The organism is Streptomyces chlorus, assembly GCF_042655885.1.
In the GTDB taxonomy this organism is placed as follows: Bacteria; Actinomycetota; Actinomycetes; order Streptomycetales; family Streptomycetaceae; genus Streptomyces; species Streptomyces chlorus.
In genome coordinates, this window is the sequence record NZ_JBHSOA010000050.1 from 1 (window position 1) to 21,804 (window position 21,804).

General features: G+C 70.8%; 25 protein-coding genes and 2 pseudogenes. 17 read left to right on the top strand and 10 right to left on the bottom strand.

What is annotated here, in order from left to right:
* Window positions 1-159 precede the first annotated feature (159 nt).
* The 3 genes from ACFPZI_RS22345 (at window position 160) to ACFPZI_RS22355 (ending at window position 3,639) form a co-directional block, all read left to right on the top strand.
* On the top strand, window positions 160-621 hold the full coding sequence (locus ACFPZI_RS22345) for a hypothetical protein (RefSeq protein ID WP_381365741.1): 462 nt from the start codon (window positions 160-162) through the stop codon (window positions 619-621).
* Window positions 622-1,147: 526 nt separating this feature from the next.
* Window positions 1,148-2,338, top strand: a complete 1,191-nt coding sequence (locus ACFPZI_RS22350; protein WP_381365744.1) for an MFS transporter — start codon at window positions 1,148-1,150, stop codon at window positions 2,336-2,338.
* Window positions 2,339-2,544: 206 nt separating this feature from the next.
* A complete protein-coding gene (locus ACFPZI_RS22355; protein WP_381365747.1) occupies window positions 2,545-3,639 on the top strand; it encodes a P1 family peptidase in 1,095 nt (364 codons plus the stop codon).
* 43 nt (window positions 3,640-3,682) lie between these two features.
* On the opposite strand, the gene ACFPZI_RS22360 is transcribed toward ACFPZI_RS22355, so the two are convergent.
* A complete protein-coding gene (locus ACFPZI_RS22360) occupies window positions 3,683-4,501 on the bottom strand; it encodes an SAM-dependent methyltransferase (RefSeq protein WP_381365750.1) in 819 nt (272 codons plus the stop codon).
* 388 nt (window positions 4,502-4,889) lie between these two features.
* Between ACFPZI_RS22360 and ACFPZI_RS22365 the strand changes: the two genes are divergently transcribed.
* Entirely contained in the window at window positions 4,890-5,768 is an 879-nt protein-coding gene (locus ACFPZI_RS22365) for an endonuclease/exonuclease/phosphatase family protein (RefSeq protein ID WP_381365753.1), read from the top strand.
* 99 nt (window positions 5,769-5,867) lie between these two features.
* Here ACFPZI_RS22365 and ACFPZI_RS22370 read toward each other — a convergent pair whose 3' ends face one another.
* Complete coding sequence (locus tag ACFPZI_RS22370) at window positions 5,868-6,200, bottom strand: putative quinol monooxygenase (RefSeq protein WP_381365755.1); 333 nt, start codon at window positions 6,198-6,200, stop codon at window positions 5,868-5,870.
* 474 nt (window positions 6,201-6,674) lie between these two features.
* Here ACFPZI_RS22370 and ACFPZI_RS22375 point away from each other — a divergent pair, with 474 nt between their 5' ends.
* Window positions 6,675-7,397: a type III effector protein gene (locus tag ACFPZI_RS22375; RefSeq protein ID WP_381365851.1), complete on the top strand. Its 723-nt coding sequence runs from the start codon at window positions 6,675-6,677 to the stop codon at window positions 7,395-7,397.
* A gap of 355 nt (window positions 7,398-7,752) precedes the next feature.
* Here the strand turns inward: ACFPZI_RS22375 and ACFPZI_RS22380 are convergent, their stop codons facing one another.
* Entirely contained in the window at window positions 7,753-8,223 is a 471-nt protein-coding gene (locus tag ACFPZI_RS22380; protein ID WP_381365758.1) for a DoxX family protein, read from the bottom strand.
* 218 nt (window positions 8,224-8,441) lie between these two features.
* Here ACFPZI_RS22380 and ACFPZI_RS22385 point away from each other — a divergent pair, with 218 nt between their 5' ends.
* Window positions 8,442-8,885 carry a hypothetical protein gene (locus ACFPZI_RS22385; RefSeq protein WP_381365761.1) on the top strand — a complete coding sequence of 148 codons (444 nt, stop codon included), beginning with the start codon at window positions 8,442-8,444 and terminating at the stop codon, window positions 8,883-8,885.
* Window positions 8,886-9,186: 301 nt separating this feature from the next.
* Here ACFPZI_RS22385 and ACFPZI_RS22390 read toward each other — a convergent pair whose 3' ends face one another.
* Window positions 9,187-9,465, bottom strand: a complete 279-nt coding sequence (locus ACFPZI_RS22390) for a hypothetical protein (protein WP_381365764.1) — start codon at window positions 9,463-9,465, stop codon at window positions 9,187-9,189.
* Between the two features lie 318 nt (window positions 9,466-9,783).
* On the opposite strand from ACFPZI_RS22390, the gene rpmG reads away from it, so the two are divergent.
* From rpmG to ACFPZI_RS22410, 4 genes and pseudogenes are all read left to right on the top strand, one after another.
* Complete coding sequence (gene rpmG, locus ACFPZI_RS22395; protein WP_055597989.1) at window positions 9,784-9,948, top strand: 50S ribosomal protein L33; 165 nt, start codon at window positions 9,784-9,786, stop codon at window positions 9,946-9,948.
* Between the two features lie 84 nt (window positions 9,949-10,032).
* Window positions 10,033-10,104: pseudogene (locus ACFPZI_RS22400) on the top strand (50S ribosomal protein L36); the annotation flags it as partial.
* A gap of 8 nt (window positions 10,105-10,112) precedes the next feature.
* Window positions 10,113-10,351 (top strand): annotated as a pseudogene (locus ACFPZI_RS22405) (alpha/beta hydrolase fold domain-containing protein); the annotation flags it as partial.
* A 162-nt stretch (window positions 10,352-10,513) separates the two neighbouring features.
* Entirely contained in the window at window positions 10,514-11,239 is a 726-nt protein-coding gene (locus ACFPZI_RS22410) for a VOC family protein (protein ID WP_381365853.1), read from the top strand.
* A 249-nt stretch (window positions 11,240-11,488) separates the two neighbouring features.
* Here ACFPZI_RS22410 and ACFPZI_RS22415 read toward each other — a convergent pair whose 3' ends face one another.
* On the bottom strand, window positions 11,489-11,821 hold the full coding sequence (locus ACFPZI_RS22415; RefSeq protein ID WP_381365767.1) for a hypothetical protein: 333 nt from the start codon (window positions 11,819-11,821) through the stop codon (window positions 11,489-11,491).
* 296 nt (window positions 11,822-12,117) lie between these two features.
* On the opposite strand from ACFPZI_RS22415, the gene ACFPZI_RS22420 reads away from it, so the two are divergent.
* The 3 genes from ACFPZI_RS22420 to ACFPZI_RS22430 all read left to right on the top strand — a co-directional run bounded on the left by ACFPZI_RS22420 (window position 12,118) and on the right by ACFPZI_RS22430 (window position 13,661).
* Window positions 12,118-12,459 (top strand): sortase-dependent protein, encoded by a 342-nt coding sequence (locus ACFPZI_RS22420; protein WP_381365770.1) that lies wholly within the window; start codon window positions 12,118-12,120, stop codon window positions 12,457-12,459.
* Window positions 12,456-13,067: a class F sortase gene (locus ACFPZI_RS22425; RefSeq protein WP_381365772.1), complete on the top strand. Its 612-nt coding sequence runs from the start codon at window positions 12,456-12,458 to the stop codon at window positions 13,065-13,067. Before ACFPZI_RS22420 ends, ACFPZI_RS22425 begins: the two co-directional genes overlap by 4 nt.
* A 102-nt stretch (window positions 13,068-13,169) precedes the next feature.
* Window positions 13,170-13,661, top strand: a complete 492-nt coding sequence (locus ACFPZI_RS22430) for an RNA polymerase sigma factor (RefSeq protein ID WP_381365775.1) — start codon at window positions 13,170-13,172, stop codon at window positions 13,659-13,661.
* Window positions 13,662-14,063: 402 nt separating this feature from the next.
* Here ACFPZI_RS22430 and ACFPZI_RS22435 read toward each other — a convergent pair whose 3' ends face one another.
* From ACFPZI_RS22435 to ACFPZI_RS22450, 4 genes are all read right to left on the bottom strand, one after another.
* Window positions 14,064-14,258, bottom strand: coding sequence for a hypothetical protein (locus ACFPZI_RS22435; RefSeq protein ID WP_381365778.1), 195 nt, complete (start codon window positions 14,256-14,258; stop codon window positions 14,064-14,066).
* 138 nt (window positions 14,259-14,396) lie between these two features.
* Window positions 14,397-15,296 (bottom strand): bifunctional helix-turn-helix transcriptional regulator/GNAT family N-acetyltransferase, encoded by a 900-nt coding sequence (locus tag ACFPZI_RS22440; RefSeq protein WP_381365781.1) that lies wholly within the window; start codon window positions 15,294-15,296, stop codon window positions 14,397-14,399.
* 236 nt (window positions 15,297-15,532) lie between these two features.
* The gene (locus tag ACFPZI_RS22445) at window positions 15,533-16,225 is read right to left on the bottom strand and encodes a type 1 glutamine amidotransferase domain-containing protein (protein ID WP_381365784.1); all 693 of its coding nucleotides are present in this window, start codon (window positions 16,223-16,225) and stop codon (window positions 15,533-15,535) included.
* A 49-nt stretch (window positions 16,226-16,274) separates the two neighbouring features.
* Window positions 16,275-16,790, bottom strand: coding sequence for an SDR family NAD(P)-dependent oxidoreductase (locus ACFPZI_RS22450; RefSeq protein WP_381365786.1), 516 nt, complete (start codon window positions 16,788-16,790; stop codon window positions 16,275-16,277).
* Window positions 16,791-17,012: 222 nt separating this feature from the next.
* Between ACFPZI_RS22450 and ACFPZI_RS22455 the strand changes: the two genes are divergently transcribed.
* Window positions 17,013-17,915 (top strand): helix-turn-helix domain-containing protein, encoded by a 903-nt coding sequence (locus ACFPZI_RS22455; protein WP_381365789.1) that lies wholly within the window; start codon window positions 17,013-17,015, stop codon window positions 17,913-17,915.
* 215 nt (window positions 17,916-18,130) lie between these two features.
* On the opposite strand, the gene ACFPZI_RS22460 is transcribed toward ACFPZI_RS22455, so the two are convergent.
* Entirely contained in the window at window positions 18,131-19,030 is a 900-nt protein-coding gene (locus ACFPZI_RS22460) for an NAD-dependent protein deacetylase (RefSeq protein ID WP_381365792.1), read from the bottom strand.
* 155 nt (window positions 19,031-19,185) lie between these two features.
* Between ACFPZI_RS22460 and ACFPZI_RS22465 the strand changes: the two genes are divergently transcribed.
* From ACFPZI_RS22465 to ACFPZI_RS22475, 3 genes are all read left to right on the top strand, one after another.
* On the top strand, window positions 19,186-19,311 hold the full coding sequence (locus tag ACFPZI_RS22465) for a hypothetical protein (protein ID WP_381365794.1): 126 nt from the start codon (window positions 19,186-19,188) through the stop codon (window positions 19,309-19,311).
* A 366-nt stretch (window positions 19,312-19,677) separates the two neighbouring features.
* Window positions 19,678-20,187 (top strand): hypothetical protein, encoded by a 510-nt coding sequence (locus tag ACFPZI_RS22470; RefSeq protein WP_381365797.1) that lies wholly within the window; start codon window positions 19,678-19,680, stop codon window positions 20,185-20,187.
* Between the two features lie 152 nt (window positions 20,188-20,339).
* Complete coding sequence (locus ACFPZI_RS22475; RefSeq protein WP_381365800.1) at window positions 20,340-21,767, top strand: flotillin family protein; 1,428 nt, start codon at window positions 20,340-20,342, stop codon at window positions 21,765-21,767.
* Window positions 21,768-21,804: the final 37 nt, after the last annotated feature.

The window sequence follows — 21,804 nt, forward strand, 5'->3', positions numbered from 1 at the left end:
AGCCGACTCCGCAGGCACCCCGAGTACGGGTACGTCACCCCGCTCGAAACGAGAACCTTGCTCAGGCAGGACCTCACCCCCGCAGCGTAAACACCCGCTGTCCAGGACCCGGGGGGAACTTCAGAACGCCTGCCGGACGGACGCAGTCCGCACCGCACTTTGTGGCTGTGGCATCGCGGTCCCGAGCTGCCGGACCTGGACGTGTGCTGGCGGGCCTACCTGCGGCGCTTCGACATGGAGCACACCTTCAAGCTGATGAAGTCCCAGCTCGGCTGGACCGCTGCCCGCCTGCGTCACCCCGAGCAGGCCGTGCGCTGGACCTGGCTGCTGATCACCGCTTACGCCCAACTCCGTCTCGCCCGCGGCCTGGTCGATGACCTTCGCCGGCCCTGGGAACGCAGGCCCCGTCCCGGCAAGCCGCTCACGCCCTACCGGGTCCGCCGCGCATTTCGACACGTCCGCGACCGCCTGGGCACCCCGAGTCTCGTGCCGAAAACGAGCCACCCCGGTCCCGGCCGTCCGCCGGGCGGCAAGAACACCCCAGCTCCACGCCATCGACTCGGATCTGAACTTCGCAAAACGGGCACGGCGCAGAAGGTGAGACGCAAGAAGAAGGGTTAAATCTCAAGCCCAGAGGATGGCTGCCTTTGATTTCATGGTGTGACCCCTCTCACGCCCTACAGTGGCGATTATCACACAGCGTTGGGTTGATTGTGTCAAGACTCCTGTCGAAAACGGATGGATCACGGCCCGGGGCAAGGCTCGTACGTCCCTCGGGTCGGGCTGAGGGGTGTCGGGAGGCGGCAGTGATGGGCTGTGGGGCGGAGCCCTTGATGCCCCACCGATCCGGTGACGGCGCTCTCCCCCAGCGGGTTCACGGCATCAGAGGCTGGTTCAGGGGCCTCGGGCGGAGTCCATCTCCCGCCGCGGCGCCGCCGAGTGACGTTCCGTCGATGGACCGGCGTCCTCCGTCAAGAAAACGAACACTGTAAGGTGTGAAAGGTGACACGCGCTTGGATCGCCGTACGGGACCCGGAGACCTCCCGGTCAGTGCGACGGGTACCGGGACGGGGCGAGCCCATCCAGGTTCTCCCGGCGTCGGTGCGCCAGGCGGGACCGCGGCGCATACGGGGTTACCGTCAGCGGCATGGCCGGTGATCGCCCGGGATGGTGCGCGTGTGTGCTCAGCGGTGCGGTGTTCGCCGTGTGCATGGTCGGTACCACACTGCCGACCCCTCTCTACGGTCTCTACCAGGAGAAGTTCGGGTTCTCCGAACTGACCGTCACCGTCGTGTACGCCGTGTACGCCTTCGGTGTCATCGGTGTCCTGCTGCTGGCGGGGAACGTCTCGGACGTGGTGGGCAGGCGCCCGGTGCTGCTGTGCGGTTTGGGATTCGCCGCCCTGAGCGCCATCTGCTTTCTCAGCGCTGCCGACCTGGGATGGCTGTACGCGGGGCGGCTGCTGTCGGGACTGTCCGCCGGGCTGTTCACCGGGGCCGCCACGGCGTTCGTGATGGAGCTGGCACCGCCCGGCGGCGCCTCTCGCGCCACCTTCGTCGCGACCGCCGCCAACATGGGCGGGCTGGGATGCGGGCCGCTGCTCGCGGGAGTCCTGTCCCAGTACGCGGCCGGGCCGCTGTACCTGCCGTTCGCCGTACACCTGGCCCTGGTGGCCGGCTCGGTCGCTGTCCTGCCGCGGCTTCCGGAGACCGTACGGGAGAGACGCCCACTGAGCACCGTACGGCCGCGACGGCCCGGCCTGCCCCCGCAGGTGCGGGCGGTGTTCGGGCCGGCGGCGATCGCCTCGTTCGTGGGCTTCGCGCTGTTCGGGGTGTTCACGTCGGTCAGCCCGGCGTTCCTCGCGCAGTTCCTGAACGTGCACAACCGTGCCCTGAGCGGTCTGGTCGTCGCGCTGGCCTTCTTCGCCTCGACCGCCGGGCAGCTGGCCGTCGGCCGGGTCGGGGCGACACGATCACTGCCATGGGGCTGTGCAGGCCTTCTCGCCGGGCTGGCGCTGCTCGCGGGCGCGCTGCACCGGGACCTGCTCGCGCTGGTGGTGCTGAGCGCGATCGTCGGCGGTGCCGGGCAGGGGCTGGCGTTCCGTGGCGCGCTGTCCGCGCTGGCCGAGGTGTCTCCGGCGGGCGAGCGGGCGGGGGTGATCTCCATGCTGTTCGTGGTGGCCTACGCGGGCATCTCGGTACCGGTGATCGGCGTGGGCGTACTGACGGGTCCCCTCGGCCTGCAGGACGCGGGGCTGGTGTTCATCGCGTGCATGGCCGTCCTGGTCGTGACCGCGGCCGTCTACCTCCTCCGGCGCCCGGTACCGTCGGGGACATGAGCGCAGGGGCTGCGACACGCCCCCTGCGTGTTCGCGAGGAATGGGAACGCGGGGCACCATGGCAGGGCCTGGGGTGGGCCGTCTCGTCATCCCGAAGGACCCGCACCGTGGACATCCCGCTGCCGGTCCTGTTCGCACTGGGCGCCACGTGGACGGCCATGAGCCGGCGGACGTCGGGCGGGGTGGGGCAGGTATCGTGCGGCCGTATGGAACCACCGGTTCGCCCGCAGTCCGCCTGCGGCACCCGGCGCCGCGCCCGTGACCTCGGCATCGTCATCGGAGGGGCCGCTCCCGGTCCCTTCAACGCGATCACCGATGTGCCGGGCGTCCGCGTCGGCCACACCACCGTCCGACGGCCCCCGGACGTGCACAGTGGAGTCACCGCCGTCGTGCCCGACGCCGTCGGCCCCCACACACCGTTGTCCGCGGGCATCTTCACCGGTAACGGCTACGGCAAGCTCATCGGCACGACCCAGCTCACCGAACTCGGCACGCTGGAGACACCGGTGCTGCTCACCTCCACCCTGTCCGCCTTCCGCGTCGCCGACGCCCTCGTCGGCTGGATGCTCGAACGGCCCGGCTGCGACGAGGTGCGAAGCCTCAACCCTGTCGTGGGGGAGTGCAACGACGGTTTCCTGTCCGACATCCGCAGCCGGCCCGTCCACGAGGAGCATGTGAGGGCGGCCCTCGACGGGGCATCGGGCGGGCCGGTGGCCGAGGGCTGTGTCGGCGCGGGGACCGGCACGGTCGCTCTGGGATTCAAGGCCGGTATCGGGACCGCTTCCCGCACGCTGGATCTGGCAGGCCGGTGCTTCACCGCGGGCGTCCTGGTGCAGGCGAATTTCGGCGGCACACTGCGGGTGCTCGGCCGCACCGTCACACCGCGATCCGCGGGCCGTGACACCGACGGTGGGGCGCCGGCCGCGGAGACCGGCTCCTGCATGATCGTGGTGGCCACCGACGCCCCTCTGGACGCGCGCCAGCTCACCCGCGTCGCACGGCGTGCGGTCTTCGCCCTGGCCCGCACGGGCGCGGCCTACAGCCATGGCAGCGGTGACTACGCCGTGGCCTTCGGCACGCGGCCGGGCGGGGGTGCTCCCGTGGCGGATGCCGATCTGGGGCCGCTGTTCGAAGCGGTTCTCGACGGTGTGGAGGAGGCGGTGCTCAACTCGTTGCTCGCCGCGACGACGGTCACCGGTCCGGGTGGCCGTACGGTGCCGGTCCTTCCGGCGGACGTCCTGCTCGCCGCCCTCACGTCCCCGCTGTCCCCTCCGTCCCGTCCGGCGCCACCGGCAGCCTGACGGGCGGATCCGGCAGCGGCGTCGCCGCCCCGGATGCGCGGGGTCACTGCTTGCGCGCCACGCCGCCGAACATGGCGACCTCCTCGACGGGTTCGTCGCCGAGGGCCGGGGCGGGGTGCCAGCGGTTGCAGGAGACCACACCGGGTTCGAGGAGCTGGAGCCCCTCGAAGAAACCGGCGACGGTGCCGGGGGGCCGCTGGGCCAGCCGCGGGGTGCCGTGTTCGTTCCAGAAGGCCACCGCCGCGTCGACGTCGGGCATGTCCGCTCGGGTGATGGTGTGCGACAGCACGAGGTGACTGCCCGTCGGCAGGCCATCCATCAGACGCCGCACGATCCCACGGGCTTCCTCGTCGTCCTCGATGAACATGACGACTCCCAGCAGGACCAGCGCCACGGGACGGCTCAGGTCGAGCAGTTTCCCGGCCTGCGCCAGGATTGTGTCGGCATTGCGCAGGTCCTCGTCGAGGTAGGACGTACGGCCCTCGGGCGAACTGGTCAGCAGGGCCGCGGCATGGGCCAGGACTGTCGGATCGTTGTCGACGTAGACGACACGGGCCTCGGGGGCGAGCCGCTGGGCGACCTCGTGCGTGTTGTCGGCGGTGGGCAGCCCGGTGCCGATGTCGAGGAACTGCCGTATGCCGCACTCGGTCACCAGGTACCGCACCGCACGCTGCAGGAACTGTCGGTCCGCGCGGGCGTACTCGCCGATGCCGGGGTGGAGCCTGCGGATCTCCTCTCCCACCTTCTGATCGACGACGTAGTTGTCCTTGCCGCCCAGCCAGTAATTCCAGATCCGGGCCGTGTGCGGCAGATCAGTCCTGATCCCTTTGTCCGGCTCACTGGTGGTGGGGGATTCGGGCATGCGACGCTCCCATACGAAACGGTTGGTTCCCAAGTGGCAACCTATACACAGAAGTCGAGTGGTGCGAGGGCGAGCGCCCCCTGCGGGGCGGGAGATCGGCACACCGTGAGGAGCGTCGGCCGACGGCACCCGGAAGGCAACACGACGGGGCCCCGACATCGCGACGGGGAGAGGGCCGGATGACCCGGTAGAGAAACCTGTCCACCTGGTACAGGTGTTGACGTGCTGCCGGATGAGCTGTCGCGCCGGCCGAGCCTCGTCCATCCCGTGGCCCGCGTTCTGCCCGATCGCTCCCGGATGCCTTCCGCCCGGTCACGCCGCGGTTCCCGTTCGGTACGGCCTCGATTCCATCCTGCGCGTCTCAACCTCTACCGGATCCGGAGAAGGCATGAAGCCGAGCTCCCCCTGCCCTGCCCGCGGGGTTGCCGCCACCGCCGCGCTGGCCGCCGTCCTGTTCGCCGCGGCGGCGCCGGCGACAGCCGCGGGTGCCGGAGTCCCCGGGGCAGATGCCCCGGCGGTGCCGCTGAAGGTGGCGACCTACAACATCCACGCCGGTGCCGGTGAGGACGGGGTCTTCGACCTCGACCGCATCGCGCAGGCCCTACGTGATCTGGACGCCGACGTGGTCGGCCTCCAGGAGGTCGACGTGCACTGGGGCGACCGCAGCGACTTCGTCGACGAGGCCCGCGCGCTGGCCGAGAAGCTGGACATGCGGGTGTTCTTCGCACCGATCTACGATCTGGACCCGGCAGCCGAGGGCGGAGAGCGCCGGCAGTACGGTGTCGCCGTCCTGAGCCGCTACCCGGTGATCGAGGCCGAGAACCACGAGATCACCCGGCTCTCCACCCGGACACCCGACCCGGTGCCGGCCCCGATGCCCGGATTCGCCGAGGTGACGGTCAACGTCAAGGGCGCACATGTGCACGTCTACAGCACGCACCTGGACCACCGGGCCGACCCATCGGTCCGTGAGGCCCAGGTGGCGGATATGCTCGACGTGCTGGCCGCCGACCGCGGACCGAAGATCCTGGTCGGCGACTTCAACGCCGAAGCGACGGCTCCGGAGCTGGCACCATTGTGGCAGCAGCTGCGGGACGCAGACCCGGACGGCGGTGGGACGTATCCGGCGGTCGCCCCGGTCAAGCGCATCGACCTGGTGGCCGTGTCCCCCGACATCGCCGTGACCGGTGCCGAAGCGGTGGCGACGGAGGCGTCGGACCACCGTCCCGTGGTCACGGATCTGAGGGTCCGCCGGCGCGGCCGCTGAACGACCCGGAACCAGGGACGGCACCGCGCCGGAGCCGTCCCCGGTGGCCCGCCCCGGCGATCGCGGAACCTCGACGGGAGTCTGCCTCGAGACGACGCGTCAGTTCTGCTCGGGAACGCTCATCTCGCCCAGCAGCGACCAGTCGTCCTGTGGAACCGTCGCGTTCACGATGCGGGGCGTCTCGGCCAGATGGGGCGGCAGGGTCCGCTGCGCGGCCCTGAAATGCTCGGAGTGCACATGGGCCGCCCCCGCCTCGGCGTCGCGGAATGCCTCGACCAGGACGTACTCCGTCGGGTCCTCGACGCTGCGGGACCAGTCGAACCACAGACAGCCGGGTTCGTCCCGGGTGGCCGAGGTGAACTCCGCGGCGATCTTCGGCCACTCGTCGGCATACTCGGGGCGCACCCGAAACTTGGCGGTGATGAAGATCATCCTGTCTCCCTCGTCGTTCTCCGGCGCGGTCGCGCCCTCTGTCGTGGCGCTCTCCGCGCACCGGCGCGAACACTGCCACAGGGCCTGTCACATCGCCATCCGGGACAGGTTCCGCACCGCTGAGGCCGGCAGGAACACGGGCGCGGCCAAGACACGGACCGGACCCGGCGGATCGCGGTGACATGCTCCCGGCCGACGCGGAGCATGCCTCGGATCCGCGATGTCCGGATGCCGTCCGGTCCACCGACGTCCGCCTTTCGCCTCCACGGGCGTCCGCCGCCCGGACCACGGACGCCAGACCGGTGCCGGACGCAGGCGCACGGGAGTGACCACGGCGGGTCCCGGCAGGCGTAGACCCCGGCGACCGGGCGCGATCGACCTCAGGACGGCGAAGGCGTGGGCATCCTTGGCCGGCGATTGTTCGACCTGGCGAACGGCTGGAACGGCAAGCCCGCAGCAGGCGGTCACGTCTTCGTGGTCACCCACGAACCGCCCGCCAGGAGGGACGGGCGCGCCGAGAAGGACCGATCGCCCACCGTGCCGCTGACGGAGACCGGGTACGGAGCCCTACTGGCGGTCGTGAGCCAGGCCGGCTCGGAGCAGGCACTCGCCGTGCTCCTGCTGCTCCGCGAAGTCCGCGATCAGCTCGCCGGGTGGGAACCGGGCCTGATCGAAGAGGCCCGGGAGGCGGGCGCCGGCTGGGCCGACCTCGCCCACCCCCTGGGCGTCTCCAGCCGCCAGGCCGCCGAACGCCGCTACCTGCGCGTGCGCCCCGGAAACCCGGGGTCCACGGGCGAGCAGCGGGTACGGGCCACCCGTGACCGCCGCGCCGCCGACCGCACCGTCACCGCATGGGCCCGCGTCAACGCCACGGACCTGCGCCGGCTCGTCGGCCGGATCACCGCGCTCACCGATCTCCCCGCCGCCGCCCGCGCCTCTCTCGCCGAACTCACCGCAGCCCTCGCCGACAACGACGCTGCCACCCTCGTCGGCCTCCTGACGGCGACGCACACGCATCTGGCGTCCGACCACCCCGACCTCGCGGCGCGCGTCGATGACGTCGCCCGCCACACCGACCGGCTCCGCCGGCACAGCGGCGACCAGCGCCAAGGGCCTCGGAGAACCACCGGGGCGGTGAGCATGGCCGGTGGCAGACCGGCCCGATGGCCCGGTGACATCACTTCTCATCCGGACTGATCAGGCACGACCAGGTACGCGCGTTCCCAGGGCCATGACTCCGCCACCTCGTCGTGGCGCGGATCGCCGCGGATCACCTGGGCCGTCCGTTCTCGTGGAGACGAGCGATTGCAGCCGCCCGTGCGTGCGGGAACGGGGCCGTCGGGCGGAACCATCTCGCCGCAGGGAGCTCGGCGAGATGGTTCCGCCCGGACAGGGTGGCGTGCAGCACCCGCCACGCGTGGGTGCTGCAGAGCGGCCTCGGTCCGGTCGTCGGTGCGCTGGAGGGGCAGCCGGATCGGATGCGCCGCGTAGATCCCATGCCGGACGTCCCATGCCGGACGTCCTCTGCCGGACGTCCTCGTCCCGGCGCCGCCTACTCGCCCACCCGCGGCTCGGGCTCCGGGCGAGCAGTCGGCCGGACGTCGGTTTCCCCGCGGCCTACGAGGCCCGGTACGAGGCCCGACAGGGACAGGGCGCCCGGCCCGAAGAACACAATGAGCAGGAATCCCCAGCAGAAGAGCGCAGGGGCGAGGCCGCCGTTCTGCAGCGGGAACAGGCCGTTCTTCTGGTGCTCGGTGAAGTAGGCGAAGGCCATGATGCCCGAGCTGATGAAGGCCGCGCTGCGCGTCGTGACTCCAAGAAGGACGAGGACACCGCATGCCAGCTCGATCACCCCGGCGTACCAGAACGGCCAGTCACCCACGGGGCTGGCCGTCCGGTCCAGCACCCCGAAGACCGTAGCAGCGCCCTCGCTGGTGAACAGGATGCCCAGGACCATGCGGAACAGGCCCAGTACGAGGGGCCGGCGGGTGGTCAGCCAGTCGCTGAAGCGTGCGGTGCTCATCGGGCACTCCTTGGAGATGTCGCTGTGTGTCGGGTGCTTCGGGCCTTGCGGATTCCGGGTGTGCGTGTCTTCCCGTTCTCCCTACGCGTGCGCGGCGTGGCCGGTTCAGGCGAACCGCGAGGTTCTTGCAAGTCATCACATTCTTGGCGAGTCGGTGGGTGAGGTGTGCCCCGAACGCCGCAGCCTTCCCCGGCCCTCCCCGGGGAACCCGTCTTTGTATGAACACCAATGCGCAGCACCCCGCCCCTGAGCACCGGCGCCCGGACGGCGTGTCCGACACGACGGTCGAAGCCCTGGGCAGACTGTCGAAGGCGCTGGAGACGGCCGAGCGGGCCCGTGGTGCGCTCTACACGTTCCATCAGCTGACCGGCAGCGCCGACCTCGCCCTCGACGACGCGGTGCGCCTGCTCCGTGAGGCCGGCCACGAAGAGCAGGCCGGCCGGGTGGAGCGAGAGATTCTCGGCCGCAACGTGATTCCGGGTCACTGGACCTTCCAGATCGTCGAGGCGTACAACGCCACGTACTACCGGCCCTTCCAGCAGATCGAGCAGGAGATCCGGCAGGAGCTGGCCGCGGGACGCGACCACCTGTACGAGGCGGAGATGAAGGAGGCCCGCCGTACCCGGCACCACCCCGACCACACTGCCCGCCCCGCCACCTGACCCTGCTCAGCGACGACGGCCGGAGAGGGCGCGCGGACAACCGTTCGAACCGCGCCCACCCCACCCCTGGCTCCGCCCGGGACCGGGATGCCGACCGGACTGTCGCGCGCACCCTGCCCCGAGTGCGTGAGGCGAGTGCGTGAGGGCGGGGGACTCGGTGCCGCCGGGCACGCCTCACCGCCGGCCGTCCTGACCTGTGACGCCGACCGACCGCAGCAAACCGGTGAACGAGCTGGTCGAGGCCGCCGCCGAGAAACAGCTGAACAAGCGGGTCGCCCGCCACAGCCGGGTCGTTTTTTTCTCACCCCCTCATGCCCTCGCACACTGGATCACCGAGGAGTACGCCGGGTCGGTGCCGGTCGCCGGGCAGGGATCCGGCGCCCTTCTTCAGACGTGACCGGCGTTCGAAGGCTCGGCAGACGGCGCCGACGTAGGCGGCGGCCCGCTCCGAGCCCAGGACGCCGGTTCCCATGCGGTTCATGACGTAGCCGATCGTCATACGCCGGTCGAGGTCCATGATTGCCATCGAGCCGCCCCAGCCGCCCCAGAACGCGATGCGCCCGTCAGGTATCCACGGCACGGTCCGCCGGAACGTGAGGGAGGACGTGTTGGCGGCATCGTGGTCGTGGAGGGGACGGTGCCGCCGGGCCTCACCCATAGCCTGCGGGGACGATCGTTCGGCTGAAGCCCCGCAGAGCCTTTCGCCGCGTAGGCGACCGCCCTCCACGATCGCTTGCCCGTGGCTTCGGTCCGCCCGGCGAGGTGTCGGGCGCGGAGTGGGCGGCGGTCCCGACCCGCTGAACGGGGGATGCGGAATAAGGCGCCCGCCGACGCCGTTGTCCGCTATGTCTGGCATGTTTGAGTCAATAGGCTCGGGCGGTGGCGAAAGGAGCACCTCATGGCACGCAGCACTGCGCGGCCGGTCGTCAAGCTGAAGTCGACGGTAGGTACGGGAGTCACCTACGTGACCCGCAAGAACCGTCTGAACGACCCCGACCGGCTGGTCCTGCGGAAGTACGACCCGGTTGCCGGTGAGCACGTCCTCTTCCGCGAAGAACGATGACACCTGCCTCCGTCGCCCCGCGGCGGAGGCCCCCGACGGGGAGACCGACGGTGACCCCCTCGTTCGACCCCGCGGAAGGAGACCGTGACGAAGGTACGCAAGTCCTTGCGCTCGTTGAAGGTCAAGCCGGGCGCCCAGGTGGTGCGCCGGCGGGGACTGAGGACGTCTCGCCCGCGATGGCCGACGACCTCTCGGGCCTGCCGACCCCTTACATCGACACCAAGTTCGCCGAAACCTTCCGTAACGAGGACACCCGCTGGGCCACCCGCATCCGGCCGCAGGCGGCCAGGCCGAACTCCACGTCTGGGTAGGTGACTTCCACGGATTCGACGCCCTCTGCCCGCAGGCACACATCTCGGCCACGGTTCGCCGAACCCGCGCCGACCGGCTCGCCCGGCTCCTGTCCGCGAAGGGCTGTGGCGACGGCAGCGAGCGAAAACGAGTTGACCGGGTGGCGCCCCATGGGCAGGCTCCTTCCACGACCTGGACGAGGCCCTGTTGCCGGCGGACTGCCCCACGCGATCGGCGGGTGGGGCAGCGAGTCGGCGGATCGGATATGCGGGAAATGACGTCTCAGCTCCACGCGCTCTGCTTCGATGCGCACGATCCCCTCCGCCTCTCGCGCTTCTGGGCCGGTGTCCTGGGCCGGGAGACGGCCGACGACTCCGACGGCGTGCCCACTCTCCAGCCGAACGACGACACCGGGTTCCGGATCCGGTTCCTCCCGACCCAGGAACAGAAGTCGGGCCAGAACCAGATGCACTTCGACCTGACGAGCACGTCCCTCGACGACCAGCAGCAGGTGGTGGCGAGGGCGCTCGGACTCGGTGCCCGCCACATCGACATCGGTCAACGCCCCGAGGAGGGGCATGTGGTGCTCGCCGACCCGGAAGGCAACGAGTTCTGCGTCATCGAGCCGGGCAACAACTTCCTCGCCGACTGCGGATTCATCGGAGCACTCGCGTGCGACGGATCGCAGGAGGTCGGGTACTTCTGGAGCCGGGCCCTGGGCTGGCCGTTGGTCTGGGACCAGGACCAGGAGACCGCGATCCGCTCGCCGCGAGGCGGCCCGAAGATCACGTGGGGTGGTCCACCGCTGATGCCGAAGACCGGGAAGAACCGGCTGCACTTCGACCTTGCTCCACCCGCCCACGGTGATCAGCAGGCAGAGGTCGACCGTCTCGTCTCCCTCGGGGCGAAGCGCATCGACATCGACCGGGGCGAGGCCGGTCGGGCGGTGATGGCCGATCCCGATGGCCATGAGTTCTGTGTGCTGACGCCCCGGGACTGAAGGAGAGCGACTACCGCTTCGGAGGCGGTCCTGTTCGGGGCATGGCGATGACTGCGACAGATCGGTTGGCGTGGTGGGAGTGCCGTCGGTCGAGTGACCGGTGCCTGCAGGGGCCGTGATCGGGCCGGGTGGTCCCGGCCCTCTCGGTGGCGAGGCTCCGTGCGTGGAAGGCAGCGGCTTCCACGCTGCTCCTTACCCACTGCACCCCAGCGGTCCGCAACTCCGTTGCCCATCCCTTGCAGTGGCGCGTCAGGTCACCAGCCCTACCGCACCTGTTGCCGGTCCCAGGCCGTCGACCTCGTAGTGGCCGAGGACGGCGATGTCGGCGATGACGGCCCCGAACAACGCGACGCCGATCAGCAGCCTGCGGCCTGTCGCCGCCCCGGCTCCCTGCCGGGCGAACTCCGTGACCGGGCGGTGTTCGGTCCGCTGCGCCACCCACCTGTAGACCAGCACGCACAGCGCGGCTGTCAGGACACCGAGGACGAGCGTCAGCCAGGGATTTCCTTCCACCGCGGCGACACTCTGGCCGCTGACCGAGCTGACCACCAGCACAGCGGCGAGCTGCCAAACCAGTCTCACGAAAACTCCTTCACCACGTCCGCGGCAGGCGCACCGCGGCGGATCCGACGCCATCGATCCGGCGGCCGGAAATCGTCACCGCACAGTGGACACCTGCATGTAGCTCGCACGAGGGACAGGCCCTCAGGTCCGCCGGATCGGCAGAACTCATCGGCGGACGCCGCGCGGTCGCATCACACCAGCAGGGCTTTGCCTTCTCTTTACAACCCGTGCTGCCGCCGCCTCGTCTCTCCGCACGATTCATGACTGAGCCCGCCGGGTCACCGCGCGGGCGAACCGATGAAAGAGAGCGTTCCATGCGCCGAACTGTTTTCAGCGCCGCGGCACTCGCGTGCACCGCCCTGTTGGCGAGCGCGGTGCCCGCGTTCGCCGACGAGTCAACTCCCGTCGCCGAGGCCACAGCGACCCCGAGCGTGTCGCCGGCGCCGACCGCCTCCCCGGAGCCGGCTCCGGCCGAGGAAGGGAGCACGGGCGGGGTCTCCGTCGTACCGAGCGGAGCCCCCGACACCGGTGCGGCTCCGGAGTCTGCGCAGTCCGGAGTCGGTGGCGGGCTGATCGGCGGGGGTGCCACCGCCGTGCTCGCCGCCGGGGGCGCGACGGTGTTCCTCGTACGCCGCCGGCGGGCGACCGCAGCATGACGTCGCTCTCCAGGCGTGCGTTCGTCACCGCGGCGACGGCCTCGTTGCTCGTCGGCTGCAGCGGCGACCGGACCGGCCCGGCCAGGGCCGAACGCCCGGAAAGCACCTCACCGTCTTCGCGGCCCTCCGCCAGGACGACGCATGTCCTTGGGCGTTCGGTCCCGGTCGGTCTGGAGATCCCGGCCATCGGGGTCGACACCCCGGTCATGCAACTGGGGTTGGCCCGGGACCGCACGGTGCAGGTTCCCCCGCTCACGGCTGACGACGTGGCGGGCTGGTACCGGCACTCACCGACGCCGGGCCGGATCGGCCCGTCGGTGATCCTCGGACACGTCACGGTCGGCGCCCACGGGGACGGTGTCTTCCGCCACCTTGCGCGGCTGCACCGCGGCGACCGGATCGTGGTACGCCTGGAGAACGACACGGCGGCGGTGTTCGCCGTCGACTCGATCCGGACGGTCGCCAAGACGGACTTCCCGACGGACGAGGTCTACGGGAACGTGAACCGTCCGGAGCTGCGGCTCATTACGTGCGGCGGCCCGCGGACCGGTGAGGAGTACCGCGACAACGTGATCGTCTTCGCCGCGCCGAGCTCGGCGAGTCCCTGATCCGCCACGGAAGTCCCGGGCCGGTGGACCGTGTGCCGGCGGCCCGGGGCCTTCCCCGCGAGTGGCACCACGCCACCGGTACCACCACGACCATGGAGAGCATTGAAACGGTCCCGCGAGAAGGCAGCGTCCGAGCTGTTCGCCGCCCTCTACCCGCGCCTCGCCGGCTGGTGCCGCCGGCTGGTCGACGACGACGAGACGGCCCACGAGATCGCCTCGGAGGCGTTCACCCGGCTGTGGGCCCGCTGGACATCCGTGGCGGAACCGCGGGGCTTCCTCTACGTCACCGCGGCCAACCTCGTCCGGGACCACTGGCGCAAACTGGAGCGCGAACGCAGAGCGGTACACCGTGTCACCGCGGAAGCCGCCGTCCGTCCTCACAGCGAACCCGCCGACCCGTCCGTACGCTTGCTCGTGCAGTCGCTGCCGGAACGACTGCGCGTCCCGATCCTGCTGCACTACTACGCCGACATGCCGATCAGGGAGGTTTCCGTGGTGACCGGGCGCAAGGAAGGAACCATCAAGGCCGACCTTCACGCGGCCCGCGAACTGCTCCGCGCCCACCTGAGGAGAAGCCTTGATCACATACTCTGACGATGGTCCGGACTTCGAACCCGACGACCCCCTCGCCGTCATCCTGCGGCCGGCCTCCGACTACCTCGGCCCGCCCGCCGGCCGGTACGAGGAGATCCGCCGCGTCGCGGCGCGCCGTCGGCGGGTCCGCGCCGCGGTCGGAGTCGGTGTGTCATGCGCCTTCGCCGCCTTCGCCGCCCTCGTCGTCCTGCCGCTCCAGCCGGCGGCACCCGACAAGCCGGCGTCCCCCACCGTGCCCCTTGCCCCGCCTCCCGTGAGCAGCCCTTCGTCCGCGCCCGCTCCGACGGCAATACCCCGGCCGGTCAGCCCTAGCCCCAGCGAACAGGCCCGGACCGACGTCCCCGACGCCCCGACGCCCCGGCCCACCGCCGTACCCAGCGCGTCACCGGTGCCGGCCTCGCCCTAGCGTGGCCGGGCGGGCCGACCGCCGTATCCGCCCTCGGCCTCCGGCCCGCCGCCCGCCCTCGTCGCCTTGCCGAGGTGCGAGCTGTCCGCGGCCCAGGAGCGGAAGCGGAACTCCGAACAGCTCAACCCGACCGCCACTACGCTCGACCACTTGCCGTCCGCATCGGTGAGGAGATCTCGAGGGACCCTCATGGGGCCGGAGCCTCGAACCCTCTGCCGTAGCTCCGGATGCGGGAAGGGGCTGTCCCGTCAGTCCGACGGAGCGTCATGAGCGAGGAGCTGACTGTGGGGGCGGAGAAGACGTGCAGCTCCTGCCCGTGACCCGCACCGTCATCCTGCCGATGGTGCGGTGAGCCGCTTCTCGAACCAGTGCTGGGCGTACGGCTCGTCGTTGAAGGCGGCGACCTCCTGGAAACCGCAGGAGCGGTACAGGGCGTTCGCGGCGTCGAGCACCGTGTTGGTGTCCAGGCGCATTACCTCGCGGCCGTGCTGGGAGGCTTTCGCCTCCAGCTCGGCCAGCAGCCGACGGCCGAGACCGAGACCCCTGGCATGGGGTGCGACCCACATGCGCTCGACTTCCGCCGGTGCCCCGGGCGGCAGCTTCAGACCGGCGCAGCCGACGGGCTCGCCGTGCAGGCGGGCGATGAGGAACAGGCCCTGCGGCGAGGAGAGTTCCGTGGGGTCGGGCAGCAGGCCCCGTGCGGGGTCGAAGCCGGTCTCGAAGCGTTCCTGCAGTTCGGCGCAGTAGGACCGCAGACAGTGCTCGGCATCGGGGTGGTCCGGGGCTACGGCGTCCAGTGTGACCGTCGCGGCGCTCAGCAACCGGTCGACCTCGGACATGGCGGCGACCAGCAGGGCGCGCTGGGCGCTGTTGAGCGGTTCCAGGAGGCGGCCGGCCAGGTCGTCGCTCCGACGGCCGAGTTCGGCACGCTCCGCACGGCCCGCGTCGGTGAGCCCGACGGTGCGCACCCGCCTGTCCCGGGGATGCGGCTCCACGCTCACCGGACCGTCGGCCTCGAGGGAACGCAGCAGTCGGCTGACGTACCCGGAATCGAGCCCCAAGCACTCGCGCAGCCACCGTACGTCCTGGCCCTGTTCGCCGATCTCCCAGAGCAGCCGGGCCTCACCGATGGGCCGGTCACGGCCCGGGTACTGATCGTGAAGCACGCCCACGCGTTCGGTGACGGTGCGGTTGAACCACCGCACCTGGCCGATTTGCGCCGCATTCATTCTCTGATGTCAGTCAGAGAATTCTGGCGACGCCGAGAGGATTCCCTCATGCTCGTGGAGGCCGGCCAGACGTGGTTCGATCAGCGTGGGCCGACCCGTCCTCCGGCCTCCGCGGGATCACGAGGGCCGTAGAAGAGACCAGAAGCGGGAGCTGCCGTCCTCGGAACGCTCGCGCGAGACAGGGAACGGCAGCACACCGATGCGCTACTCGAGGCATGGTGCCCCGGCGTGTGCGTTCAGCCGAGGGCTGCGATCATGTCCTCGGCCATGCGGGCGCTGGACGCCGGGTTCTGCCCGGTGAACAGGTTGCCGTCCTGCACGTTGTGCTGCTGGTAGGCCGGCCCGCCGATGTGGTCGGCGCCCCTCTCCCGCAGTCGGGCGGCGAGCAGCCACGGAGCACCTTCGGCCGTTTTGAAAAGTTGTTCCTCCTCGTCGGTGAAGGCCGTCATCCTCCGGTCGGCAAACAGCCACTTGCCCTCCGTGTCCACGGCGCTGAGCAGGGCGGCCGGGCCGTGGCAGACGGCTCCGATCACCTTCCCGGACGCGTCCGCGGCGGTCAGCAGACGGCCGAGGCCGGCGTCCTGGTAGAGGTCGACGACCGGGCCGTGGCCGCCGGGCAGGACGACCGCGACGTAGTCGTTGACGTCGACCTCGTCGAGCTTCAGCAGAGGGCCGAACTCCCGCAGGACCTTCTCCGCGTACTCCACGTGGCGGGCGCAGTCCGCCCCGGCGATCTCTGGGTCGGCGCTGTGCTGGTCGAGTGGCTGCAGCACTCCGCCCGGCGAGGCGAAGTCGACCGTGTAGCCGCTCCGGACGAACTTCTCGTGCGGAGCAGCCAGCTCCTCGGCCCAATAGCCGGTCGGGTACGCCGAGCCGTCCGTGCGCTCCCAGACGTCGGCAGCCGACATGATGATCAGGACCTTGCTCATGGGGCAGTTCCTCTCCGTGGTGGTGCGGTGGAAGGGCGAATGGTGGGGGTCAGATGGTGGCCGGGAAGTCGGTGGTGGGTGCGGTGTCCGCGGTGGCGTCCAGGTCGGCCTGGAGGGCCTGGACCTTGGCGGTGGCGTAGGCGTGGGAGTCCGAGCCGAGGATCCGGCGCAGCGGGCCCTGGCCGGTCACGCCCCGGTTGATGATCGCTTCGGCGCCCTTGGCCGGGTCGCCGGGATGGCTGTCCTGGAGTTTGAGATGGTCGTCGAGCATGTCGCGGACGTCGCGGTCGCCGGGCTCCTCCACCGCGGTCAGGAAGCCGTAGCCGGCGTTGTTCATGACCACGTCCGGGCCGCCGAAACGCTCGATGGTCCTGTGGACGGCCTGCTTCACCTGCGCCTCGTCACGCAGGTCGACGGTGAGCGGGAGAAGACGCGAGGTGTCGGCGCCGTCCCCGAGCGCGGTGAGCAGCCGCTCGGACGAACACGTCGTCGCCGCGCCCCTGTCACCACGCTCCAGCAGCCGCCTGACCAGGTCCAGCCCCAGGCCACGGGAAGTACCGGTCACGCACCGGACCGCAGAGCGGTCAGTCGGAAAAGCCATGATCGTCCATACCTCGTATCGGATGCTGGGGTCCGACCGGAGTGGTCCCTCGGGGCCGGCACATCCAGCGTGGTCCGCCGCATCCCGCCGTGGATGCGCATATCGCGCCCTGGGCGGGCGCGGACGGAGGAACCCAGGACTCGCAGGGCCAGTCAGGAACGCCCGACAGGGGCGAGACTGGTACGCGTGGCTGAGACCAATCGTGAACTGGCCGACTTCCTGAGACGAGCCCGAGGACAGGTCGATCCCTCGCGAGCGGGCCTCCCTCCGGACGGCCGCGTCCGCCGTGTGCCGGGCCTGCGCCGCGAGGAGGTGGCCCTCCTGGCCGGAGTGTCAACCGACTACTACGCCCGCCTCGAACAGGGCAGGCGCATCACACCCTCACCCGCCGTGCTCGAGTCCCTGAGCCGTGCCCTCAACCTCGACGCCGCAGGAAAGGCCCACCTCCAGGACCTGATCGGGGTCACCACGGTGTCGGCCCGTCGACGCCCCGTCGGGGTCCAGCGCATCCGACCGGGCCTCTACCAGCTCATTGATGCCCTCGACGGTGAACCCGCCCTGATCCTGGGCCGGCGTACCGACATCCTCGCCGCCAACCGGATGGCACGCGCGCTCTTCGCCGACTTCGAACAACTGCCGCCCGGGCAGCGCAACTACGCGCGCTGGATGTTCCTCGACGACCACACCCGCACCCTGTTCCTGGACTGGGAGGAACAGGCACGCGCCGCGGTCGAGAGTCTGCGACTCGAGGTGGGCCGCGACCCCCACGACCGGGCCACGACGGCCCTCGTCGAAGAACTGCGCGAACACAGCCCGGAGTTCGACCACTGGTGGCAGCAGCACCGCGTCCACCAGCGTACCTACGGCTCCAAACACCTCCACCACCCCCTCGTCGGTGACCTCACCGTCGAATACGAAACCCTCACCCTGCCCGGGGACCCCGACACCACCCTGTTCCTCTACACCACCGAGGTCGGGTCACCATCGAAACGGGCTCTGGATCTTCTCGCGAGCTGGACCCTCACGGGTTCGAGCCCCGACCCGGAGCAGCAACGCCACAGCCGGCCCAGCCCCGCCCAGGACCAGTGAGCACGCACAGGCGGTGGGGGAGGGCAGGCCACCGATCTGCACTTCCACGAGACCGTTGCCCCCTCGCCGGTCATCGCAGAGCTCATGGAAGCCGGCGCCGCGCCACCCCTGGTTCGCCCCACGTGCCGCAGACGTGCTCGGCGTTGCGGCTCCGCGTCGGCACGAGGGGCCGACGCGAGGAGTCCGCGACGCTCCCGCCGTTGTCACCGCCTCACTCAGGCCGTCAACTCGTCGTCGACGGGGGTGCCCAGCTGGTCGGTCAGCGTGGTGAGGGCCGTTCCCAGGGGAAGCGCGATCCGGGCGGCGGCGTGCCGGTCGCCCCGGGTGGGATCCCGGTTGACGATCAGCACGGGTTTTCCGGCCTGGGCTGCCTGGCGGACGAACCGGAGCCCGGACATCACCGTCAGCGAGGAGCCCAGGACCAGCAGCGAGGCCGCCTCACGGACCAGCGTGCGGCAGTGCTCGACCCGCCGTGGCGGAACGGCTTCGCCGAAGAACACCACGTCCGGTTTGAGGATGCCGTCACAGACCGGGCAGGGCAGCACGCGGAAACCCTTGACCTGTTCGTCGGTGAGGTCGGCGTCACCGTCCGGGTTGATTCCGGCGGCTGCCGGCTCGAAGCCCGCATTGGCCTCCTCCAGCCGCCGGGCGAGTTCCTGGCGCGGGCTGAGAGTGCCGCAGGAAAGGCAGACGACCCGGGCCAGGCTTCCATGGAGTTCCACGACGCCCTCGCTGCCGGCGGCCTGGTGCAGGCCGTCGACGTTCTGGGTGATCACACCCGTGAGCAGGCCGTGCCGCGCGAACGCGGCCACGGCCCGGTGCCCGGCATTGGGGCGGGCGCGGCCGAAGGTGCGCCAGCCGAGGTGGCTGCGCGCCCAGTACCGGCGCCGGGCCTGGGCGCCGGCGGTGAAGTCCTGATAGGTCATCGGAGTGTGCCGGCTCAGGCTCCCGCCCTCGCCCCGGTAGTCGGGGATGCCCGACTCCGTGGAGATCCCCGCCCCGCTGAGCACCAGCACACCGCCGGTGCTCAGCGCATCGGCGACCGGCTCCAGATCCGTGGTGCCCGGCGGCAGGTCCTCGGCAGGGAGCCAGTTCAGAGTGGGGCGCATGCGCATACCGCCAGAGTACGGAACAGGCGGCCGCCTCCCGCTTGCGCTGTCCATGGCACCCGTTGCGGCCGACCTCTACCGGACGCGATCGTCTGCCTCTCCCCGGGCCCGGCCCCGCTGGACGTCCTGCCCTGCCTGCCGACAGTCCGGTGCGCATCCGGGTGACCACCGACAGCGAGGTCACGGACCCGCCGCTCACGAGCGAACAGATCCGCGGCCGCAGCATGGGCTGGGCCCTCCTTACCGCCCTCGGCGTCGCCCCCACCGCGCCGCCGCCCACGCCGTGACCTGTCTCGTCGTACGCCGGAACATCGCCGACCGGGACACGGCATGGGCGCCGACGGCCCCAGCTGGACGGCACCCACATGCCCCCACGTTCGGCCCAGGGGCATCGATCCTGCCGGAGTAGGGCAACGGCTGCGTGCCGCCCGGCGCCCCACCGTGCCCCGGGCCGAGACGCGGCGGACTAATAAGCATCTCGCCTCGCGTCCACATGGCCCGTACCGCGGCCGGAGTGAGAGCGGAACCCCGGCGTCCGTTGGAAGGCGGCATGAAGAACGCGTAAAGATTGCCGGGTTCTGGCAATGTGCCCGGACCGGGTCGCATGGGAACATGCGGGTGCGGGAGATCTTTCGAGTGAAAGCGGGGCCCGAATGGACTGGTTTGTGGGTCTCGGTATCGCGGGACTGGTTCTGCTGCTGTTCTCGCTGATCTTCGACGGGATCCTGGAAGGCGTGTTCGGTGGCGTGCTGGACGGGCTGTTCGACGGGCTACTGTCGCTGCCGGTCATCGCCGGGTTCGTGTCCATGCTCGGCTTCGGCGGCGCGATCGTCCTCGGCACGACGGGCCTGGGGGTCACCGGAGCGACGGCGGCCGGTGTCGTGGCCGGGGCCGCCGCGGGGTGGCTGACCTGGAAGTTCAGCCGCGCCCTCATGCGGGACCAGACCGCTGCCACCCCACGCGGCGGCGATCTCGTCGGCACCTCCGGCTCCGTGGTGACCGCCATCCCGGCCGAGGGATACGGCGAGGTGCTGGTGTATCTCGCCGGGCAGCCGCTGAAGCTGGCCGCGAAGAGTTCAGGGCCCGTGGCGCGGGGCGCCGAGGTCTGGGTGGAGTCCGCGCTGTCCGCGACATCGGTGGCGGTCCGGCCGGTCGAGCACTGACGGTACGTCACCGCAGCGTGCCCCCGCCCGCGCCTGCCGTTTCCGCGGCCGGCGTGTCTCCCGCGTCTCCTGTGTTTTTTACGTCGCCCATGTTCATGTTCGATCCGAACCACATCGCCGTCCCCCGGGAGGGCTGAGGAGATTTCACACATATGAGCTCTGTACTGATGGCAGTGGTCGGAGTTGTCGTACTCCTGGTCCTGCTGGCTCTCGTGGTGGTCACCCGCTACAAGGTCGCGGGCCCCAGCGAGGCCTTCATCGTCACCGGCCGACGCGGCAAGAAGTCCACCGACCCCGAGACCGGCCGGATCTTCACCGACAACAGCGGCCAGAAGGTCGTGGTCGGCGGCGGTGTCTTCGTCGTGCCCTTCGTCCAGCAGAAGTTCACCCTCGAACTGTCCAGCCGGCACATCCCGGTGGCCGTCCGGGGCGCGGTCACCCTGCGCGGGGTGAAGGCGAACCTCGAGGGTGTCGCCATCGTCAAGGTGGGCGGCACCGAGGACTCGATACGCGCCGCTGCCCAGCGCTTCCTGGACCAGCAGGACGGCATCGTCGGCTTCACCCAGGAAGTACTGTCCGGCGCGCTGCGCTCCATCGTCGGGCGCATGTCCGTCGAGGACATCATCCGTGACCGCGCCGCCTTCGCCGGACAGGTCGCGGAGGAGGCCGAGGCCAGCCTGTCCGGGCAGGGGCTCGTGCTGGACGCCTTCCAGATCCAGGACATCACCACGGAGGGCTCCTACCTCGCGGACCTGGGCCGGCCCGAGGCGGCCCGGGCCAAGCAGGAGGCCGACATCGCCGAGGCCGTCGCCCGGCGCGCCTCCGAGCAGGCCCGGCTCAAGGCGGAGGAGGAGATCGCGATCGCCCAGCGGACCTACGCCCTGAAGCAGGCCGAGATCAAGGCCGAGACGGACGAGGCCGCCGCCCGCGCCGACGCCGCCGGCCCGCTCGCCGAGGCAGCCCGGCGGCAGGAGGTCCTGCAGGAGCAGGAGAAGGTCGCAGCCCGGCAGGCCGCGCTGACCGACCGCGAACTGGACACCAAGGTCCGCAAGCCCGCCGACGCCGCCCGCTACCAGGCCGAGCAGGAGGCCGAGGCCCGCCGTATCGCCTCGGTCAAGGAGGCCGAGGCGGCTGCCGAGCGGGCACGGCTGACCGGTGAGGGCGAGAAGGCCCACCGCGCGGCGCTCGCCGACGCCGTACGCCTCGAGGGTGACGCCGAAGCCGCCGCGATCGCTGCGAAGGGCTCGGCGGAGGCCGACGCCATGCACAAGAAGGCCGACGCCTTCGAACGCTACGGCGACGCGGCGGTGCTGCAGATGCTGGTCGAGGTGCTGCCGCAGGTCGTCGGCAGGGCCGCCGAGCCGCTGGCCGCCGTGGACAAGCTGACCGTGATCTCCACCGATGGCGCGGGGCAGCTCACGCGCACCGTCACCGACAACGTCGTCCAGGGCATGGAGCTCCTCAACTCCGCCACCGGCGTCGACCTCGCCCAGCTCCTCCAGGGGCTCACCCAGCGCGGTACGTCGACGACGCCCGCTCCTGTCGAGCCCGCCAACGGCAAGGTCGACATCTCGGAGTGACGTCCCCGGCGTCGGAGCCCGCACGCCCTCCCGGCGT

Excerpts from the sequence above, each read along its gene's own strand:
- ACFPZI_RS22350 (WP_381365744.1), top strand. The coding sequence starts at position 1,148 with ATGGCCGGTGATCGCCCGGGATGGTGCGCGTGTGTGCTCAGCGGTGCG.
- ACFPZI_RS22355 (WP_381365747.1), top strand. The coding sequence starts at position 2,545 with ATGGAACCACCGGTTCGCCCGCAGTCCGCCTGCGGCACCCGGCGCCGC.
- ACFPZI_RS22360 (WP_381365750.1), bottom strand. The coding sequence starts at position 4,501 with ATGCCCGAATCCCCCACCACCAGTGAGCCGGACAAAGGGATCAGGACT.
- ACFPZI_RS22365 (WP_381365753.1), top strand. The coding sequence starts at position 4,890 with ATGAAGCCGAGCTCCCCCTGCCCTGCCCGCGGGGTTGCCGCCACCGCC.
- ACFPZI_RS22370 (WP_381365755.1), bottom strand. The coding sequence starts at position 6,200 with ATGATCTTCATCACCGCCAAGTTTCGGGTGCGCCCCGAGTATGCCGAC.
- ACFPZI_RS22380 (WP_381365758.1), bottom strand. The coding sequence starts at position 8,223 with ATGAGCACCGCACGCTTCAGCGACTGGCTGACCACCCGCCGGCCCCTC.
- ACFPZI_RS22385 (WP_381365761.1), top strand. The coding sequence starts at position 8,442 with ATGAACACCAATGCGCAGCACCCCGCCCCTGAGCACCGGCGCCCGGAC.
- rpmG (WP_055597989.1), top strand. The coding sequence starts at position 9,784 with ATGGCACGCAGCACTGCGCGGCCGGTCGTCAAGCTGAAGTCGACGGTA.
- ACFPZI_RS22410 (WP_381365853.1), top strand. The coding sequence starts at position 10,514 with ATGACGTCTCAGCTCCACGCGCTCTGCTTCGATGCGCACGATCCCCTC.
- ACFPZI_RS22420 (WP_381365770.1), top strand. The coding sequence starts at position 12,118 with ATGCGCCGAACTGTTTTCAGCGCCGCGGCACTCGCGTGCACCGCCCTG.
- ACFPZI_RS22425 (WP_381365772.1), top strand. The coding sequence starts at position 12,456 with ATGACGTCGCTCTCCAGGCGTGCGTTCGTCACCGCGGCGACGGCCTCG.
- ACFPZI_RS22435 (WP_381365778.1), bottom strand. The coding sequence starts at position 14,258 with ATGAGGGTCCCTCGAGATCTCCTCACCGATGCGGACGGCAAGTGGTCG.
- ACFPZI_RS22440 (WP_381365781.1), bottom strand. The coding sequence starts at position 15,296 with ATGAATGCGGCGCAAATCGGCCAGGTGCGGTGGTTCAACCGCACCGTC.
- ACFPZI_RS22445 (WP_381365784.1), bottom strand. The coding sequence starts at position 16,225 with ATGAGCAAGGTCCTGATCATCATGTCGGCTGCCGACGTCTGGGAGCGC.
- ACFPZI_RS22460 (WP_381365792.1), bottom strand. The coding sequence starts at position 19,030 with ATGCGCATGCGCCCCACTCTGAACTGGCTCCCTGCCGAGGACCTGCCG.
- ACFPZI_RS22470 (WP_381365797.1), top strand. The coding sequence starts at position 19,678 with ATGGACTGGTTTGTGGGTCTCGGTATCGCGGGACTGGTTCTGCTGCTG.
- ACFPZI_RS22475 (WP_381365800.1), top strand. The coding sequence starts at position 20,340 with ATGAGCTCTGTACTGATGGCAGTGGTCGGAGTTGTCGTACTCCTGGTC.